Below are 16428 nucleotides of genomic sequence, written 5' to 3'. Positions count from 1 at the left end.
CCTCGGCTAGCCGGTGCCCAGCATGCTGATGCGCACCAGGTCGGCCACATTATCGACGCCCAGCTTGTCCATCAGGCGCGCCTTGTGCACTTCCACCGTGCGTACGGAAATACCGAGCGCCGGGGCGATATCGCGGTTGTGCTGGCCCGTCACCACCAACTGCATCACTTCGCGCTCGCGCGGCGTCAAGGCGCGCAGCAAGGCGAGCCCATCCACCTGGCGCTGCAACTGGCCGCGCGCATGCGCCTCGCGTGAAAATGCTTCATCGATGGCGGTCAGCAGCTTGTCGTGGTCAAATGGTTTTTCCAGGAAATCGCTGGCCTGCGCCTTGAATGCCTGGCGTGCCAGGGCCACGTCGCCGTGCCCCGTGATGATGATGATGGGCAGCATGCATTTGAGCTCCAGCAAGCGGCGCTGCAGGCTCAGGCCATCCATGCCCGACATGCGGATATCGATCAGCAGACAACCGGCCCACTCGGGCCGCCAGCTGTGCAGGAAATCCTCGCCGCAGGAAAACAGCGCCGTGCGGTAGCCGCGTATGCCCAACAGCAAACCCAGCGCATCGCGCACGGCGGGATCGTCGTCCACGATAAACACCGTCAAATTACTTGTCACCATACTCTCCCCTGGCGGCTGCACTGGCGTGCGCCAGAGGCAGGATAAAACGAAACATACCATGCTTGCCCACTTCGGCCCATAGCTGGCCGCCATGCGCTTCGACGATGCTGCGGCTGAGTACCAGCCCCAGCCCCAGGCCGCTGGCCTTGGTCGAGACGAACGGTTCGAACAGGCGCGCGGCCAGGCTGTTGGAAATGCCGGGCCCGCTGTCTTCCACGGACAGGCGCAGCCGCCCGCCCTCGAGCGGCTCGGCCGACACCGTGATGCGGCGCTGGCCGCGCGGCTGGGCCATCACCGCATCCTGTGCATTGGCCAGCAAGTTACGCAATACCAGTTCGATTTGCAGGCGGTCCGCATTGACGGCCAGCGGCGACGGAGGCGCCAGTGCCAGCTCGATGCCATGCTCATGGAACAGCGGCGCGAACTGGCGCGCCAGGCCCTCGATCAAGGCGCTCGCCTGCACCGCCTCGAGCTGCATCGCGCCGGTACGGAAAAAGTCGCGCAGGCGGCGCACCACGTCCGCGGCGCGTCCCGATTCAACGATCATGTGCCCGATGGCGCCCTGCAGCAAGGCGCCGTTCTCGCCCCGTTCCAGCAGGTATTCGCACGCCTTGCCATAGGTCGACAAGGCCGTCAGCGGCTGGTTCAGTTCGTGCGCCAGGGCGGCCGCCATTTCGCCGGCCGCCGCCAGGCGCATCGTGTGCTTCAGTTCGTCGGCCACCTGGCGCATTTCATCGACGACGATGCCGATAAAAAAGCCCACCAGCGCCAGCACGGCGTCGAGCAGTTGCAATTCATAAAACTGGATATCGACGGCATGCGTCCATTTCACCAGGGTGATGATGCATAGCTGCAATACAAACACGGCCAGCACGGCGCCATGCAAGCCCTGGCGCGAGGCGGCCCAGATGACGGGGAGAAACAAAAAATAGAAATGCTTGTATTCGGAACGCACGATGGAACCGAAAACGCTCCACAGCACGAAGCAGGCCAGGGCCAGGTACGCCAGGGTTTCCCAGCGCCAGACGGCGGCATGCAGGCGCTCACGCCCGCGCTCGCTGAACAGCACCCAGATCAGCGGCATCGACACCAGCATGCCGACCGTGTCGCCGATGCCGAAACGCCAGACGGCCGTGCCCCATTCGGCGGACGGTATGCGCCCCGTGAGCGACAGCAATGAAATATAGCCGATTGCATTGAGCGCGGTGCCAAGCAGCACGATGAGAACCCAGGCGCTCAGGCGGCGCCGGTTGTCGAAGATGTCGCTGCTGCTGAAACTGCGGCGCAAGACTACGCCGATACCGCCATAGCCGAGCACCAGCCACGCCGAACAGAGCAAGGTCAGGGGCAGGCCAGCCGGCATGCCGCGCACCAGCACCTCGCCGGCCACCAGGGCGATGAACCATGGCAGCGCCGCCTTGCGGCCGTGGATCAGCCAAAATACCAGACCCAGCGCGGGGTCGGGATTCCACGGGGTGATGTTCAGCCCGTACATCGGGTCAATATACGTGGCCCAGTCAAACAGCAGGTACAGGCCGACAAAGGCGGGATACGGCAGGTAGCGGGACAGGAAGGGGCGCATAACGGTGTTTTTTAAACTGTTCCGCATTATGCATCGCAAGCGTGCGCCACGCCATGCCATCTTGCGTTATAGGCACATGAAATAATCTTCATGCAATATCGCAAGGCACGCCAGCGCGGTCAGGCTACGGCCAGGGGCAAGCGCACCTCCACCAGCAAACCCAGGCCACCGTTACCGCTGTGCAACTGAATCGTGCCGCCATGCTGGCGTACGACGGAAGCGACGATGGACAAGCCCAGGCCGCTGCCTGGCTGCGCCTGCTGCGGCGCGCGGAAAAAGCGGTCGAACACGCGGTCATACAGTGCCGGCGCGATGCCCGGTCCCTGATCGGCCACATGCAACACGGCCTGGCCCCGCTCCGCATGCAGCGACACCGTCACGCTGCTGCCGCGCGGACTGTACTTGATGGCGTTTTCCACCAGGTTGTCGATCAGCGACACCAGGCTTTCGCGCTGTCCGGGCACGCTGAGCGAGACGCTGGCTTGCAATTCAAGCTCGATCTCGCCCGCCTGGGCCAGGCCGGACAGGGCCGCCAGACGATCTTGCAGCAAGGTATCGAGCGCCTGGCGCCGCGGCAACTCGCCCGCGCCCGCCTGCACTTCACTGCGCGTCAGCTGCAGCAGCTGGCCCACCAGACGCGCGGCCCGGTTGCCGCTGTTCAAGATACCGTCCAGCAGCTCTTGCTGGCGCGCATCATGTACCTGGCCCTGCAAGGCCTCGACATTGACACGCATGGCCGCCAGCGGCGTGCGCAGCTCATGCGTGGCATCGGCGATGAAGCTGCGTTCGCGCGCAGCGCTGGCATCGACCCGCTGCAGCAGCGCATTGATATTGTCAACCAGTGCCGCCAGTTCGCCATGCGGCGGCTTGAAGGTCAGCGGACGCAAATCCTGCGGCCCGCGCGCCGCCACCTCCTGCGCCAGCTTGCGCCACGGGCGCATGGCAAGGCGGATCGACAGCCAGGCCGGCACCAGCAGGAACGGCAAGCTGATCAGCAACGGCAGCAGGTAGTAACCGCGTGAATTGATGGTGATGAACAATTGCCAGGCGCCTCCCGCTTCCAGCACCGTCACGCGCGTGCCGCCCTCGGCCAGGCTGCGGCTGCGCCAGGCCTGCCCCTTGATGTACACGACTTCCATCTGTTCCGGGCCGGCGCTGCGGATCCCGCTGGGCGCATCGGGCGACTTGTAGACCAGCTTGCCTTCGCGCCAGACCAGGATGCGCGGCGCCAGTTCCGGCACCTGCCCCGTTTCAAACTCCTCGCGCAGGGCTTCGTCGATGGCGCGCAAGCTTTGTTCCTGGCGCTGCGGCTGCTCGGCCAGGTTATCGGCCACGCTGATAATGGCATGCAGGACGCCGCGGCTGACAGTGCTCGCTTCATCCGCGCCCTCGACCAGCACATACGCCACGGCCAGGCTCCACACCATGGTCAGCATCAGCATTTGCGCCATCATCAGGCGGCGTACCAGGGTAGGCTGGCGCAGCATGGCCCAGAAACGCCCCATCATGCGCCGGCACCCGATTGGGTGGATGATTCGCCCTGCTGGTCGATGACATAGCCGACGCCGCGCACGGTACGGATATAGCCTTCGCCTATCTTGCGGCGCAGGTTGCCCATATGCACGTCAAGGGTATTGCTGGCATTGGCAAGCCCGCCGGGCAGGATATGTTCTTCCAGCACGCGGCGCGTGATGACCCGGTTGGCGCGCATCAGCAAGGTCTTCAGCAAGGCATATTCACTGGCCGTAAGCTCCACGGGCCGGCCATGCACGCTGACACGGCGCGTGGGCACCTGCAGCAGCAGGCCGCGCAACTCGATGGTGTCGCCGTCGAAGCCATAGCTGCGGCGCGCCAGGGCGCGCACGCGCGACAGCAGCTCGGCCAGCACGAAGGGCTTCACCAGGTAATCGTCGGCGCCGCCATCGAGGCCCCGCAAGCGCTGCTCCAGCGTGTCGCGGGCGCTGAGGATCAGCACCGGCAAGCGGGCCGCGCGCAGCCGGGCCAGCAAATCGAGGCCATCGCCATCGGGCAAGCCCAGGTCCAGCAGCACCAGCTCGCAACTGTCGTGCTCGATGCTGCGCGCCGCATCCTCCAGGCTGCGGACCCAGACCACTTGCATGCCCTGGTCGCGCAAGGCGATCCGCACGCCGTTGCCCAGGTCCATATCATCTTCAATCAGCAATATCTTCATGGTGGGTATTAAACCACCGCAAGCTGAAGAAAGGGTAAAGAAGCGCTCTTCATGCAATCTTAATAAAAGGCTCATTTTTCCTTCATGGCAAGGACAGATACTACCGGCAGTCAATCGAGCCACTCCGGACTCGGTTCTCATCTGACGGAAAACTCCATGCACGCACCCACAACCCTGCTGACCTCGCTGGCACTTGCCAGCGGCATGATCCTCAACCCGCTGGCCGCCGCGGCGGCCGAACCGCCGGCGGAAAATGTCTTCACCATCGGCGGCGGCGTCGCCGCCGTCTCCAGCTATTCCGGCGCCGACAAGTTGTCGGCCTCGCCGCTGATCATCCTCGATTACGCCATGGCCAATGGCCTGTTCTTCAGCACGTCGCGCGGCATCGGCTATGGCGGCCAGGCAGGCGCCTTCAGCTACAGCGCCGCACTGGGCTACCGCGGCAACCGCGAAGACCACAAGCGCACGGGCGCCAACGGCTGGGGCGGCAGCGATTACCTGAAGGGCATGGGCGAAGTCAAGGGCAACGCCAGCGCCCTGCTCAGTGCCGGTTATTCGCCTTTGCCGGGCCTGTCGCTGAGCGTCACGAGCGACATTCCCCTGTCGAACCGCGAAAATGGCGCGAACGTGCATTTCGGCGCCACAGGACAGATCTACGGCCGGGCCGATGCCAAGGGCGTGCAGCAAGACAGCGTGACCATCGGCGGCCAGCTGGGCTGGGGCGAGCGCAAGTACGTGCAGACCATGTATGGCGTGACGGCCACCCAGGCCGCCAATACCTCGTTCAAGCAATACACGCCCAAGGGCGGTTTCTATGAAGCGCAAGCCACCGTCAACTGGGAACACCGCTTCGATGCACGCTGGGGCATCAATACGCTGATCGGCGTCGAGAGCCGTCTGGGCGACGCGGCCAAGAGCCCCATCGTGCAGCGCAAGACATCGCCGATCGGCGCCGTGTATGTCACTTACCGCTATTAACAACACGCGAACATAAGGGAAACCCGTACGCTGTTTCGCCAATTTACAGCGGATACGGGCATGGATAAGATGACACGGTTTTTCCACCACGGCCATCTTTTCCATGCATGCATCGCGCCTTGCCCCGCAACGCCCCCGCGCCCCGGAAAGCGCCGCGGGTGCCTGCGACAAGCCGGGCCAGGATACCTTGCTGCTGCTCTTGCCCGTCAAGCGCGCCAGCGACATCATCTATGGTGCGCGCTACGCCAGGCGCCTGCAGGAATGGGGCATCAAAGTGTGCGTCAGCCTGTTGCACGTGACACCGGCGCCGCGACGCTGCGCCGATGGCCTGCCCCGGCACAGCGCCAATGAATGCGATGCCCTTGACCTGGCCACGCAGCACATGATGCACGAGGCGGGACTCTACCTGAGCCGCTCTCATATCGATTTCAGCACCCACATTTTCGCCGGCGAGCCGCTGTTTACGATCCTCGATACGGCTGAGCTATTGGGTTGCCACGAAGTCGTCTTGCCAGCACACAAGCAAGGCGGCTGGCCGCGCCGGTTTTCAGGCGGACTGGCCGGCAAGCTGGCGCGGGGCAGCCGCGGCACCACCATCCTGCTGGCAAACCACGAGGGCGTCAGCAGCCCTGTACCCGTCTGAGCCGGAACGGCTTCGACGCTCCTCCTTTATCATGGACATGCGCACGATGATGCCAACTATTACCCTGTCTGACGGCTTGATGGCGATGCCGAGCGGCATGCGCCGCTGGCGTGAACTGCTCAAGCTGCATCTGCGCGCCCGCGTGCAACAGCGCCAAACCCGACTATGGCTGCAACTGCTGAACTCGCATCCGGTGTTTCATGATCTGGTACACGCCTATCCGCACATGATCCACAAGGTCTACCGGCCTTACCTGAGCCTGACCTTGAATTGCCACCAGCGCGTGGAATTGCTGGCCGAACACTACCATTTCATCTTGCAGCAAGGCTGGGGCAAGCTGATGGCTCAAGCGGCGCACGGGCCCGTACGCCTGGGCACAGTGGCGGGCAAGTCGGGCGCGTCCTACCACCTGCAACTGTGTTCGCTGCATCCGATGGACCGCGAAGGCGAGATGGTGCTGCAACTGATGGATGACGACGACGTCCTCTATTCGATCGCCTTTTCCTTCTTCGGCAGCCAGTTGCGCGCCACCCTGGGCATGCGCATCGGCTGCCTGCAAGGCCCGAAGGGCGAGGAAAGCGCACACCGCGTGCGCGAGGCAACGCGCGACTTGCACGGCATGCGTCCCAAGACCCTGATGGTGCGCCTGGTGCGCCAGCTGGGGTACGAACATGGCTGCCGCAAGATGCTTCTTGTCGGCAACATCAACCGCGCCGTGCACCATTCCGCCAAGAAAGGCCGTTTGTTCGCCGACTACAATGCGCTATGGCAAGAACTGGGTGCGCAAGTGCGCCAGGATGGCGATTTTGAGTTAGCGTGCGAAAACCTGCCCTTGCCGGCGCTGCAAGACATTCCTTCCAAAAAACGCTCGGAAGCACGCAAGCGCCACGAATTGACGCTGGCCATGATCGCCAGCCTGCGCAGCGGCCTCGACACCCATCGCAGCCCGATGCAAGCCGCCACGGCAGGTGCTGCGGCCGCCGCCAGCGAGGCGCGGCAAGCGGCCATGCTCGATGACGACGACTACGCTTCCGTTGTCGCCTGAGCGCCGCCCCCACCTGCGGCACACGCTACAACCCGTGCACGGCGCAATCCTGTTACGCTAGCGCTATCGGTCGCATTACGGTGCGCCGGTTCCCCCAACGCTTACTAGGAGGCATTCATGCGCGTAGACATCTACCGCCGGGCCGAGCACGACGGCATTTTTTCCTACCTCGCCGTGCCGGAAGGAAAACTCATTCCGGAAGAAGTGACCAATACCGACTGGCAGCTCGAAGTACGCGCCAGCGAAGTGGCCGACGATGCCCAGATATTGCCGGACTACCATATCGAACAGCCGCACCAGCAGATCGCCGCCAAGGGCTATGCGATCACGGGCCTGAAAGACATGTAAACGTAAAAAAAGCCAAACCAGCATGTCTGCGGTTTGGCTTTGTTGTCTGCGCCGGGCGGTGCCGGTCAGTATTCGACCGCCACCTCTTGCGCACCCAGCATTTGCTCCAGCGCCATCTGCAATTCATCCGATGGCGCCACTTTCCACTCATCGCCAAACTGCAGCACGCAGCTGACGCCTTGCGGGCTGACCCGCGCGGCGATCGGCAAGCCCGTCTCGGCCCGGTGCGGCATGATCACGTCTCGGATGCGCTTGGCGTCCAGGGTGGCCGGCAAGGTCAGGCCCAGCTGGCGGCCATATTGCACGCGCGCGGCGATGATGTCGAAAGCGCTCTCGGCCGTGATCCGCAAGCCGCCCGAAAAACGGTCTTCCGATACCTTGCCCACGACGGCCAGGAATTCGTCTTCCTTGAAGATTTTCCGGTTGGCGTCGAACAGTTCGCCATACACCGTCACTTCCACCGTGCCGCTCTTGTCATCGAGCGTGACGATGAGGATCTTGCCGCGCTGCGTCATCTGCGTGCGCAAGCCCGTGATGACGCCGGCCATCATGCGCGGCTCGCGCGACGGCGACAGTTCCGACAATTTCGTGCGCGCGAAACGGCGCGCCTCGGGCGCATACGAATCGAACAGGTGGCCGGACAGGTAGAAGCCCAGCGCGATCTTTTCTTCCGTCAGGCGCTGTTTATCTGTCCACACGGGCACCTTGACGTACTCGGGCGGCGCCACCATGTCGCTGTCGTCGCCGCCGAACAGGCTCACCTGGTTGGCCGCCTTGGCCGCCTGGTCGGCGCATTCCATGGCGAACGCCACGGAAGCGAGCAGGATGGCGCGGTCGACCTTCAGGCAGTCGAACGCGCCGCTGCGGATCAGCGACTCGATGGTGCGGCGGTTGATCTGTTTTTTATCCACGCGCTTGCAGAAATCGAACAGGCTCGTGAATGGCCCGCCCGCCTCGCGCGCGGCGATGATGGCTTCGATGGCATTCTGGCCCGAGCCCTTCACGGCGCCCAGGCCGTAACGGATCTGCGTGACTTTCTTGCCGCTCACGGACGGCGGCGCGCCGCTCGGCGTGAAGCGGTAGTCCGATTCGTTGATATCGGGCGGCAACAAGGTCAGCTTGCAGATTTCCAGCGAGTCTTCCACCAGGATCTTGATCTTGTCCGTGTCGTCCATGGCCAGCGACAAGTTGGCGGCCATGAAGGCGGCCGTGTGGTGCGCTTTCAGATACGCCGTGTGGTACGACAGCAGGGCGTAGGCGGCGGCGTGCGATTTATTGAAACCGTAGCCGGCGAACTTTTCCATCAAATCGAAGATCTCGTCGGCCTTTTCCGCCGTCAAGCCGTCTTTCGCCGCACCGGCGCGGAAGATCTCGCGGTGCTCGGCCATCTCTTCGGCCTTCTTCTTGCCCATGGCGCGCCGCAGCATGTCGGCGCCGCCCAGCGAGTAGCCGCCGACGATCTGCGCCATCTGCATCACCTGCTCCTGATACACCATGATGCCGTAGGTTTCGGACAGAATCGATTCCGTGCGCGGATCGGGATAATCGAAACGTTCACCGTGCTTGCGCTTGCAAAAATCCGGAATCAGGTCCATCGGGCCCGGGCGGTACAGCGCCACGAGCGCGATAATGTCTTCAAAACGGTCGGGACGCGCGTCTTTCAGCATGCCCTGCATGCCGCGCGACTCGAGCTGGAACACGGCCACGGTCTTGGCCTTGGTCAGCAAGTCGTACGACGGCTTGTCGTTCAGCGGCAAGGTCGCCAGGTCGAAGTTCGCCTGCGCGGGATCGAGCTGCTTGATGTAGCGCACGGCGCGGTCGAGGATGGTCAGCGTGGTCAGACCCAAGAAGTCGAACTTCACGAGGCCGACGGCCTCCACGTCATCCTTGTCGTACTGCGACACGACGCCCGAATCGCCGCCCTGCGTGTACAGCGGACAGAAGTCCGTCAGCTTGCCCGGGGCGATCAGCACGCCCCCCGCGTGCATGCCGATATTGCGCGTGATGCCTTCGACCTGCTGCGCCAGGTCCAGCAGCTGCTTGACCTCTTCCTCGTTTTCCAGGCGCTCCTTGAGCAGCGGCTCTTCCTCGATGGCATCGGCGATCGACACGGGTTTACCGGGCTTGAACGGAATCAGCTTCGAGATGCCGTCGCAGAAGTTGTAGCCGAAATCCATCACGCGGCCCACGTCGCGGATCGCGCCCTTGGCCGCCATGGTACCGAAGGTGGCGATCTGCGAGACCGCCTCCTTGCCGTACAAATCCTTGACGTGCTGAATGACTCTGTCGCGCCCTTCCTGGCAAAAGTCGATATCGAAGTCGGGCATCGAAACGCGTTCGGGATTCAAAAAGCGCTCGAACAGCAGGTTGTACTGCAACGGATCGAGGTCGGTAATGAGCAGCGAATACGCCACCAGCGAACCGGCGCCCGAACCGCGGCCCGGACCGACGGGCACGCCGTTTTCCTTGGCCCACTGGATAAACTCGGCCACGATGAGGAAGTAGCCGGGGAACTTCATGTTGCAAATCGTGTCTGTCTCGAATTTCAAACGCGATTCGTAGCGCGGACGTTCCTTTTCGCGGCGCTCGGGATCGGGATACAGCTGGATCAAACGCTTTTCCAGGCCCGCCTGCGATTCGGCCACGAGGAACTGGTCGATCGTCATGCCCGGCGGCGTGGGGAAGTTCGGCAATTGCGGCTTGCCCAGGGTCAAGGTCAGATTGCAGCGCTTGGCAATTTCCACGGAATTGGCCAGCGCGGCCGGCAGGTCGGCGAACAGTTCCGCCATGTCGGCCTGCGACAGGAAGCGCTGGCTGTCATTGAAGCGTTTCACCCGCTTGGCGTTGGCCAGCATTTCGCCTTCGGCGATACAGGTGCGGGCTTCGTGGGCGATGAATTCCTCAGGAGAAATAAATTGCACGGGATGCGTGGCCACCACGGGCAAGCCCAGCTTGGCCGCCAGCGCCACCGCATGGCGTACCTGCGCTTCCTGGTTGGCCTGGCCACCGCGCTGGATTTCGATATAGAAATGGCCGGGGAAAATCTCGGCCCAGCGCTGCGCATTGCGTTCGGCCAGGGCCAGGTTGCCATTCTCGATGGCGATACCGACGTCGCCGAAATGCGCGCCCGACAGCACGATCAGGCCATTGGCCGCGCTTTCGCCCGGGTACAGGTCGTAGGTATTCGTCGCCAGCGCTTGCAGCCACTCGATGCGCAGCTCGGCGCGGCCCTTGTACTGGTTCGTCAGCCAGGCCGTCGACAGCAGTTCGCACAGCTGCAGATAGCCCATGCGGTTCTTCGCCAGCAATAGCAGGCGCGACGGTTTTTCGCGGTTGTCGTCATTCGTGATCCACACGTCGACGCCAACGATGGGCTTGATGCCCTTGCCGCGCGCTTCCTTGTAGAACTTGACCATGCCAAACAGGTTCGACAGGTCGGTGACGGCCAGCGCCACCTGCTTGTCCTTTGCCGCCGCTTTGACCACATCGTCGATGCGCACGAGGCCGTCGACGATCGAGTACTCCGAGTGCACGCGCAAGTGGACGAAAGCCGGACCGGGCTGCATCGCTTGCTGTGAACCTGCCGGAGCGCCGGCCTCTTGCATTACCATTTCCATCCTGTGTACCGTTTCGTGCAAAATTCAATGGGGTCTATTCTACCGCGTCGCGGCCGCGGACCGGGTATCCTGCCTGGCCTGTCGGGCTTATAATATCGGCTGTTCAGTCTAAACCGATCGCCATCATGCAAGCCATCACCCCAGCAACACCCGCCGTTTCCGCCGCCGCCAGCCAGCCCGCCGCCACGTTTGTCAATATCGCCGCGTATAAATTCATCACGCTGGACGATACGGAAGCCATGCGTCCCTTGTATCAGGAGCAATGCCTGGCGCTGGACCTGAAAGGCACGATCCTGCTGACGCCCGAAGGCATCAACATGTTCCTGTCGGGCACACGCGAGCATATCGACAGCTTCCTCGCCTGGGTGCGCAGCGATGTGCGCCTGGCCGATCTGGAATGGAAGGAAAGCTTGTCGAACGAGCAATCGCACAAACGCATGCTGGTCAAGCTGAAAAAGGAGATCATCACCATGCGCATGCCGCTGATCAAGCCGGAACTGGGCCGCGCCCCGTCCGTCGACGCGCATACGCTCAAGCGCTGGTTAGATGCCGGCGTCGACGATGCGGGCAAACCCGTGGTCATGATGGAAACGCGCAACGCCTTTGAAGTGGACGTGGGCACGTTCAACAACACGCTCGATTACCGGATCGACAAGTTCACGGAATTTCCGGCCGTCGCCGCCGCCCACAAGGACGAACTGGAAGGCAAGACCGTCGTCACTTTCTGCACGGGCGGCATCCGCTGCGAAAAGGCCGCCATCCACATGAAGGAAATCGGCTACGACAGCGTGTACCAGCTCGACGGCGGCATCCTGAAATATTTTGAAGAAGTGGGCGGCGAGCACTACACGGGCGACTGCTTCGTGTTCGACTACCGCACGGCCCTGAACCCGAAACTGGAACCGACGGAAACCGTGCAGTGTTTCGTCTGCCGCGCCGTCGTTACGCCGCGCCAGCAACTGGCGCCGGAATATGTGTATGAGGTGTCGTGCCCGCATTGCTACGGCAAGGGCGGAAATTAAGCATCCGGGCGTACCGCGCATGGGGAGAGAGGCTGCCCTACATTGCAACCTCCACAATGACTCAAGGCTTCCCGCAGGAGGCGATGATATCGCGGGCCAATTCCCTGGCGATGTTTACGCGGGAAAACTTGGCCACGAATTGCTCACGGCGCGTGTCCCGGATCAAGAGACGGTCAAAAGCGGTGACGGCAGCATCTGCGTCGCAGGGATAAAAGACGGCCGCATTCGGTATTTCCTCAGCAACAAATTTCGCCGCATAGCCATCGACCCCTGCCAAGATCGGCTTACCGCTGGCCCCATACTCGAACAATTTCGAGGGTAGCACTTTCTTGAACGCATCATAATCATTCAAGTGCACAAACAGCACATCCGCAGCCTGGTATGCAGCGATCAATTCATGTCGTTTCATCGGTGGCAGGAAGGCGACATTGTCGCTGCCAGCCTCCTTCAGCGCATTTTCCAGCGCCGCCCGCCGCCCGCCATCGCCGATCACGGTAAACCGTGCGCGACCACGCAAGCGCTTGGCAAGCGTGGGCAAAATCAGATGCAAACCCTGTCCTTCACCGACATTTCCAGCATAGACGATCGAAATCAGCGATGCCGCTGGAGCAGAAACGGGCCGCTCGGCCGTTCCGATATACAAGAACTCGTCGTCGATACCATTGGTGAAATACGAAAATTTCTGATCCGGATAACGACTTGAGAAATAGCCGGCAAACCCTGCGGAAATCAGGTTGACCTTGTCGGCTCGGCGAATTGCCCACCTTTCCAATAGGGAAAACACCGGCTTGAAGATTCCGGCCATATGTTTGGGCAACACATCCTTGATCGTGTCGACAAAGATGTCGCGGATGTCAAGATGCAGTCCAGCGCAACGGTTCCTCGCGATCCACGCACCCAGTACAGCAGTCATCAGGCGCGAGGAAGTGGCGCAGACCAGATCGTATTGGGCTGATTTGGCCAGCTTGATTGCGCTGCGGGCAAAGGCAAGGAAAGCCTTCGACTGATCGACCATGCCGCTTTGATGCGCAGGCAAGCCAATACGCCGAATCGTCAGGCCTGCGTGCTCCTCAACTTCCGGCGCCACAGCCGCAAATTTACTGTAACGGTTGGGCATGGTCGTGATTACATCGACATGGGAGCCGGCAGGCAAGGTTGCCAGCAGGGCGTCTGCCAGGGACGCGGCGCGAAACGAACCCGGACACAGATCAGGCGTGTAATAAAAACTTAACAGCAAAACTCTCATTCATTTTCCTTCTGTTCTACTGCAATAGCGCCTGACACAGTGCCCACCCAACGATACTCAGGCGTAGGAGTTGCCGACGATATCCAACAGCATGGCGCCAGGCGCCAGCTTGGCGTCAATACCCTTGAAGTCGCTGTGGCGAACCAACAACACGAGAATATCAGCCTGGGCAACCGCGTCATCGACAGAGACGAGCGCATGCTTCGCAAGCGAGCCAGCCAAGGCATCAATATTGGGCTCCACCAATAACAGGCGGGCGCCGGTGGTTGCAGCAAATTTTTCTGCAATGCTCAGGGCAGGACTTTCTCGCAGGTCATCAATGTTGGGCTTGAATGCCAAACCGAGCATGGCTACCGTCAGCGTCGATTCGGCCTGCCCGGCCGCAACCCGTGCGTCAACCGCCTCTTGCACCTGAGTCAGCACCCATTCCGGCTTGTGATCGTTGACCTCGCGGGCAGTGCGGATCAAACGTGCTTGCTCCGGCGTTTTATCAACAATAAACCATGGATCGACAGCAATACAATGCCCACCCACCCCGCAGCCCGGCTGCAGAATATTGACGCGTGGATGGCGATTCGCGAGAGATATCAACTCCCATACATTAATATCAAGCTTATCGCTGATCAGAGAGAGTTCATTGGCGAAAGCAATATTCACATCACGGAAGGCGTTTTCAGCCAATTTACTCATTTCCGCCGTGCGAACATTGGTATGCAGCAACTCTCCCCGTACGAAAATGCGGTACACATCGGCGGCCAGCGCCGCACACCGCGCCGTCACACCACCGATGATGCGGTCGTTGGCCACCAGTTCATGCACCACATTACCTGGAAGTACGCGCTCCGGACAGTATGCCACGTGTACATCGACGTCTGCGTCAGCCGCACTGAGCGGGAAACGCAGGTCGGGACGCGCAAGCTGCATCCATTGCAGCATCTGCTCGGTCGTGCCAACCGGCGAGGTTGACTCGAGAATAATGATGTTGCCCTTTTTTAGCACAGGTGCGATCGATTCGGCCGCTGCCCGCACGTAGCTCAAGTCTGGTTCATGCACACCCTTGAACGGTGTCGGCACGGCGATCAGGAAGGCATCGGCTGCTTCCGGGCGGGTAGTTGCACGCAGGCAGCCCTCGGTGACAGCGGCATGTACCAGCATGTCCAGTTCAGGTTCAACAATATGAATCTTGCCGGCATTGATGGTATCGACTGCGTGCTGGCTAATATCAACGCCAATCACCTTGACACCTCGCGATGCAAACATGGCTGCAGTGGGCAGACCGATGTACCCCAAACCGATGACTGAAATTGAATTGAATTTTTGATTCACTTGATAACTCCTGTTGAATTTAAAGTGCCGCCAGCTTGGCCGTCTGCTGCACATGATGTGCTAGAAGCGCGTCAATGATACGGACACTCGCAGCTCCATCACCGTAAGGATTATGGGCAAAACTCATCATTCCGTATGCCTGCTCGTCACTGAGCAACTCGGTGACATTGGCAACGATACGTTCGACATCGGTGCCGACCAAACGCACCGTTCCAGCGGCCAGCGCTTCGGGCCGCTCGGTAGTGTCGCGCATGACCAGCACCGGCTTGCCCAGTGAAGGTGCCTCTTCCTGGATACCGCCAGAATCGGTCAATATCAGATAGGAACGCATCATCAGGAAGACGAATGGCAAGTACTCCTGCGGAGCGACCAGATGCACATTCGAGACACCGCTCAGCAATCGATTTACGGGTTCCTGGACATGTGGATTCAAATGCACGGGATAGACGAAGTCAACGGCCGGGAATTGCTGTGCCAGGCGTTGCAGCGCGACGCAGATACGTTCAAAACCGCCGCCAAAATTTTCCCGGCGGTGGCCAGTAATGAGCACGACACGCGCATCTTCGCGCAGGAACGGAAAAAGTGCGGCCTGTTCTTGGTACAACTGTGGCGAGGCCCGCAACTTGTCACACACCATGACAAGGGCGTCAATGACCGTATTGCCAGTGACGACAATACGAGCGGCGTCGACGTTTTCCCTCAGCAGGTTAGCACTCGACTCGGTGGTCGGAGCAAAATGCATCTCGGCGAGCACGCTGGTCAGCCGTCGGTTGGCCTCCTCCGGCCAGGGCGAATACAAATTTCCCGTGCGCAACCCAGCTTCGACATGGCCCACTGGAATACGCTGGTAAAACGCAGCCAGCGAGGCGCAGAATGTCGTTGACGTATCGCCATGCACCAGCACGTAGTCAGGACGAAATTCGGCGAATACTTCAGCAATATTTTGCAAAATATCGGTCGTGACGGTATACAGATTCTGGTCGGGGCGCATGATATCTAGGTCAAAATCTGGCTTGATATCGAACAGATCAAGTACTTGATCGAGCATTTGCCGGTGCTGCGCCGTGACGCAAACCTTGCTATCGATGTCCGGATGCAGGGCCAGTTGGCGCACCAAAGGCGACATTTTAATCGCTTCAGGACGGGTCCCGAATACAGTCAGTACTTTCAATTGTTTCTTCATTGCATCTCCCGACCGGGCTATATCAGCCTCAGCCTTGTCAAACCGTCTAAAAAATGCAGCGTCAACAACCACCGGTATCCCGTATACCGGCGGCTGGAGCGATACGATGCAGGAAAATTAACTGTCGACGCCGCCGCACTTGGGCGGCCCCTCCGTTCCACGCCCTGCAAGAGCGGGACACCGCATGCCATATATATACGTTCCGGGGACATGCTGCCGGTCTGCGGCGGGCAAGCGCACTCGCCCGAATCAGATACGTGCGAGATACACCATTTGGCGCCCCCCCACAATCATGAGTCTGAGATGATAACCGTTTACTTCGCGAATAATCAATTGAGATTTGAAACTTGGTCCCCGATTCTTTGATGCCGGAAGTCAGCTGGCTGACACATACTACCTCGGAGGAAGGCATTTGGACCTGGGCATTTTCAATGCAATGCATTAAAGACAATACGCTGCAGCGTGAAAGAATACCAAGCAAAGGTTGACTTTACGCGAAAGGGAAACACGAAAAGTACTTCGTTCCTGCTACAATTTCGAGTAACATATCAAGTAAAGTTAGCCGTCATTCCTGCGAGCACTAGTATTGCCGCACACATTTCTCTAGCATATTCGAACTAAGTTGGCAC

The 16428-nt window shown here is 60.8% G+C and carries 13 protein-coding genes; 5 read left to right on the top strand and 8 right to left on the bottom strand.

Annotation, left to right across the window (positions count from 1 at the left end; genetic code table 11):
• Positions 1-6: 6 nt before the first annotated feature.
• From AC1RBA_RS22615 to AC1RBA_RS22600, 4 genes are all read right to left on the bottom strand, one after another.
• Positions 7-618, bottom strand: a complete 612-nt coding sequence (locus tag AC1RBA_RS22615) for a response regulator transcription factor (protein WP_492401795.1) — start codon at positions 616-618, stop codon at positions 7-9.
• On the bottom strand, positions 605-2200 hold the full coding sequence (locus AC1RBA_RS22610) for an ATP-binding protein (protein WP_070310518.1): 1596 nt from the start codon (positions 2198-2200) through the stop codon (positions 605-607). The genes AC1RBA_RS22615 and AC1RBA_RS22610 overlap by 14 nt, the downstream gene beginning before the upstream one ends.
• Before the next feature lie 119 nt (positions 2201-2319).
• The gene (locus AC1RBA_RS22605; protein ID WP_083287510.1) at positions 2320-3708 is read right to left on the bottom strand and encodes a sensor histidine kinase; all 1389 of its coding nucleotides are present in this window, start codon (positions 3706-3708) and stop codon (positions 2320-2322) included.
• Positions 3705-4391: a response regulator gene (locus tag AC1RBA_RS22600; RefSeq protein ID WP_070310519.1), complete on the bottom strand. Its 687-nt coding sequence runs from the start codon at positions 4389-4391 to the stop codon at positions 3705-3707. The genes AC1RBA_RS22605 and AC1RBA_RS22600 overlap by 4 nt, the downstream gene beginning before the upstream one ends.
• Positions 4392-4547: 156 nt before the next feature.
• On the opposite strand from AC1RBA_RS22600, the gene AC1RBA_RS22595 reads away from it, so the two are divergent.
• The 4 genes from AC1RBA_RS22595 (at position 4548) to AC1RBA_RS22580 (ending at position 7405) form a co-directional block, all read left to right on the top strand.
• Positions 4548-5369, top strand: a complete 822-nt coding sequence (locus tag AC1RBA_RS22595; RefSeq protein WP_070224379.1) for a MipA/OmpV family protein — start codon at positions 4548-4550, stop codon at positions 5367-5369.
• A gap of 103 nt (positions 5370-5472) precedes the next feature.
• Positions 5473-6012 (top strand): universal stress protein, encoded by a 540-nt coding sequence (locus AC1RBA_RS22590; protein ID WP_492419879.1) that lies wholly within the window; start codon positions 5473-5475, stop codon positions 6010-6012.
• 46 nt (positions 6013-6058) lie between these two features.
• On the top strand, positions 6059-7057 hold the full coding sequence (locus AC1RBA_RS22585; protein ID WP_175444718.1) for a VirK/YbjX family protein: 999 nt from the start codon (positions 6059-6061) through the stop codon (positions 7055-7057).
• 117 nt (positions 7058-7174) lie between these two features.
• Positions 7175-7405: a DUF6139 family protein gene (locus AC1RBA_RS22580; RefSeq protein ID WP_070224376.1), complete on the top strand. Its 231-nt coding sequence runs from the start codon at positions 7175-7177 to the stop codon at positions 7403-7405.
• Positions 7406-7470: 65 nt separating this feature from the next.
• Here AC1RBA_RS22580 and dnaE read toward each other — a convergent pair whose 3' ends face one another.
• Positions 7471-11010, bottom strand: coding sequence for a DNA polymerase III subunit alpha (gene dnaE, locus AC1RBA_RS22575; RefSeq protein ID WP_230502684.1), 3540 nt, complete (start codon positions 11008-11010; stop codon positions 7471-7473).
• Positions 11011-11147: 137 nt separating this feature from the next.
• On the opposite strand from dnaE, the gene AC1RBA_RS22570 reads away from it, so the two are divergent.
• Positions 11148-12044 (top strand): sulfurtransferase, encoded by an 897-nt coding sequence (locus AC1RBA_RS22570; protein WP_070287842.1) that lies wholly within the window; start codon positions 11148-11150, stop codon positions 12042-12044.
• Positions 12045-12105: 61 nt separating this feature from the next.
• Here AC1RBA_RS22570 and AC1RBA_RS22565 read toward each other — a convergent pair whose 3' ends face one another.
• From AC1RBA_RS22565 to wecB, 3 genes are read right to left on the bottom strand one after another with little or no spacing between them, the layout of a single operon-like run.
• The gene (locus AC1RBA_RS22565) at positions 12106-13290 is read right to left on the bottom strand and encodes a glycosyltransferase family 4 protein (protein ID WP_070287840.1); all 1185 of its coding nucleotides are present in this window, start codon (positions 13288-13290) and stop codon (positions 12106-12108) included.
• A gap of 57 nt (positions 13291-13347) precedes the next feature.
• The gene (gene wecC, locus AC1RBA_RS22560; RefSeq protein ID WP_071654365.1) at positions 13348-14616 is read right to left on the bottom strand and encodes a UDP-N-acetyl-D-mannosamine dehydrogenase; all 1269 of its coding nucleotides are present in this window, start codon (positions 14614-14616) and stop codon (positions 13348-13350) included.
• Between the two features lie 19 nt (positions 14617-14635).
• The gene (gene wecB, locus AC1RBA_RS22555; RefSeq protein ID WP_070287838.1) at positions 14636-15799 is read right to left on the bottom strand and encodes a non-hydrolyzing UDP-N-acetylglucosamine 2-epimerase; all 1164 of its coding nucleotides are present in this window, start codon (positions 15797-15799) and stop codon (positions 14636-14638) included.
• Between the last annotated feature and the right edge of the window lie 629 nt (positions 15800-16428).

The organism is Janthinobacterium sp. GW823-FHT03B06 (assembly GCF_058796955.1).
Note: the sequence above shows the minus strand (reverse complement) of the source record. Positions and strands in the feature narration are given on the sequence as shown.

Excerpts from the sequence above, each read along its gene's own strand:
- AC1RBA_RS22615 (WP_492401795.1), bottom strand. The coding sequence starts at position 618 with ATGGTGACAAGTAATTTGACGGTGTTTATCGTGGACGACGATCCCGCC.
- AC1RBA_RS22610 (WP_070310518.1), bottom strand. The coding sequence starts at position 2,200 with ATGCGCCCCTTCCTGTCCCGCTACCTGCCGTATCCCGCCTTTGTCGGC.
- AC1RBA_RS22605 (WP_083287510.1), bottom strand. The coding sequence starts at position 3,708 with ATGATGGGGCGTTTCTGGGCCATGCTGCGCCAGCCTACCCTGGTACGC.
- AC1RBA_RS22600 (WP_070310519.1), bottom strand. The coding sequence starts at position 4,391 with ATGAAGATATTGCTGATTGAAGATGATATGGACCTGGGCAACGGCGTG.
- AC1RBA_RS22595 (WP_070224379.1), top strand. The coding sequence starts at position 4,548 with ATGCACGCACCCACAACCCTGCTGACCTCGCTGGCACTTGCCAGCGGC.
- AC1RBA_RS22590 (WP_492419879.1), top strand. The coding sequence starts at position 5,473 with ATGCATGCATCGCGCCTTGCCCCGCAACGCCCCCGCGCCCCGGAAAGC.
- AC1RBA_RS22585 (WP_175444718.1), top strand. The coding sequence starts at position 6,059 with ATGATGCCAACTATTACCCTGTCTGACGGCTTGATGGCGATGCCGAGC.
- AC1RBA_RS22580 (WP_070224376.1), top strand. The coding sequence starts at position 7,175 with ATGCGCGTAGACATCTACCGCCGGGCCGAGCACGACGGCATTTTTTCC.
- dnaE (WP_230502684.1), bottom strand. The coding sequence starts at position 11,010 with ATGCAAGAGGCCGGCGCTCCGGCAGGTTCACAGCAAGCGATGCAGCCC.
- AC1RBA_RS22570 (WP_070287842.1), top strand. The coding sequence starts at position 11,148 with ATGCAAGCCATCACCCCAGCAACACCCGCCGTTTCCGCCGCCGCCAGC.
- AC1RBA_RS22565 (WP_070287840.1), bottom strand. The coding sequence starts at position 13,290 with ATGAGAGTTTTGCTGTTAAGTTTTTATTACACGCCTGATCTGTGTCCG.
- wecB (WP_070287838.1), bottom strand. The coding sequence starts at position 15,799 with ATGAAGAAACAATTGAAAGTACTGACTGTATTCGGGACCCGTCCTGAA.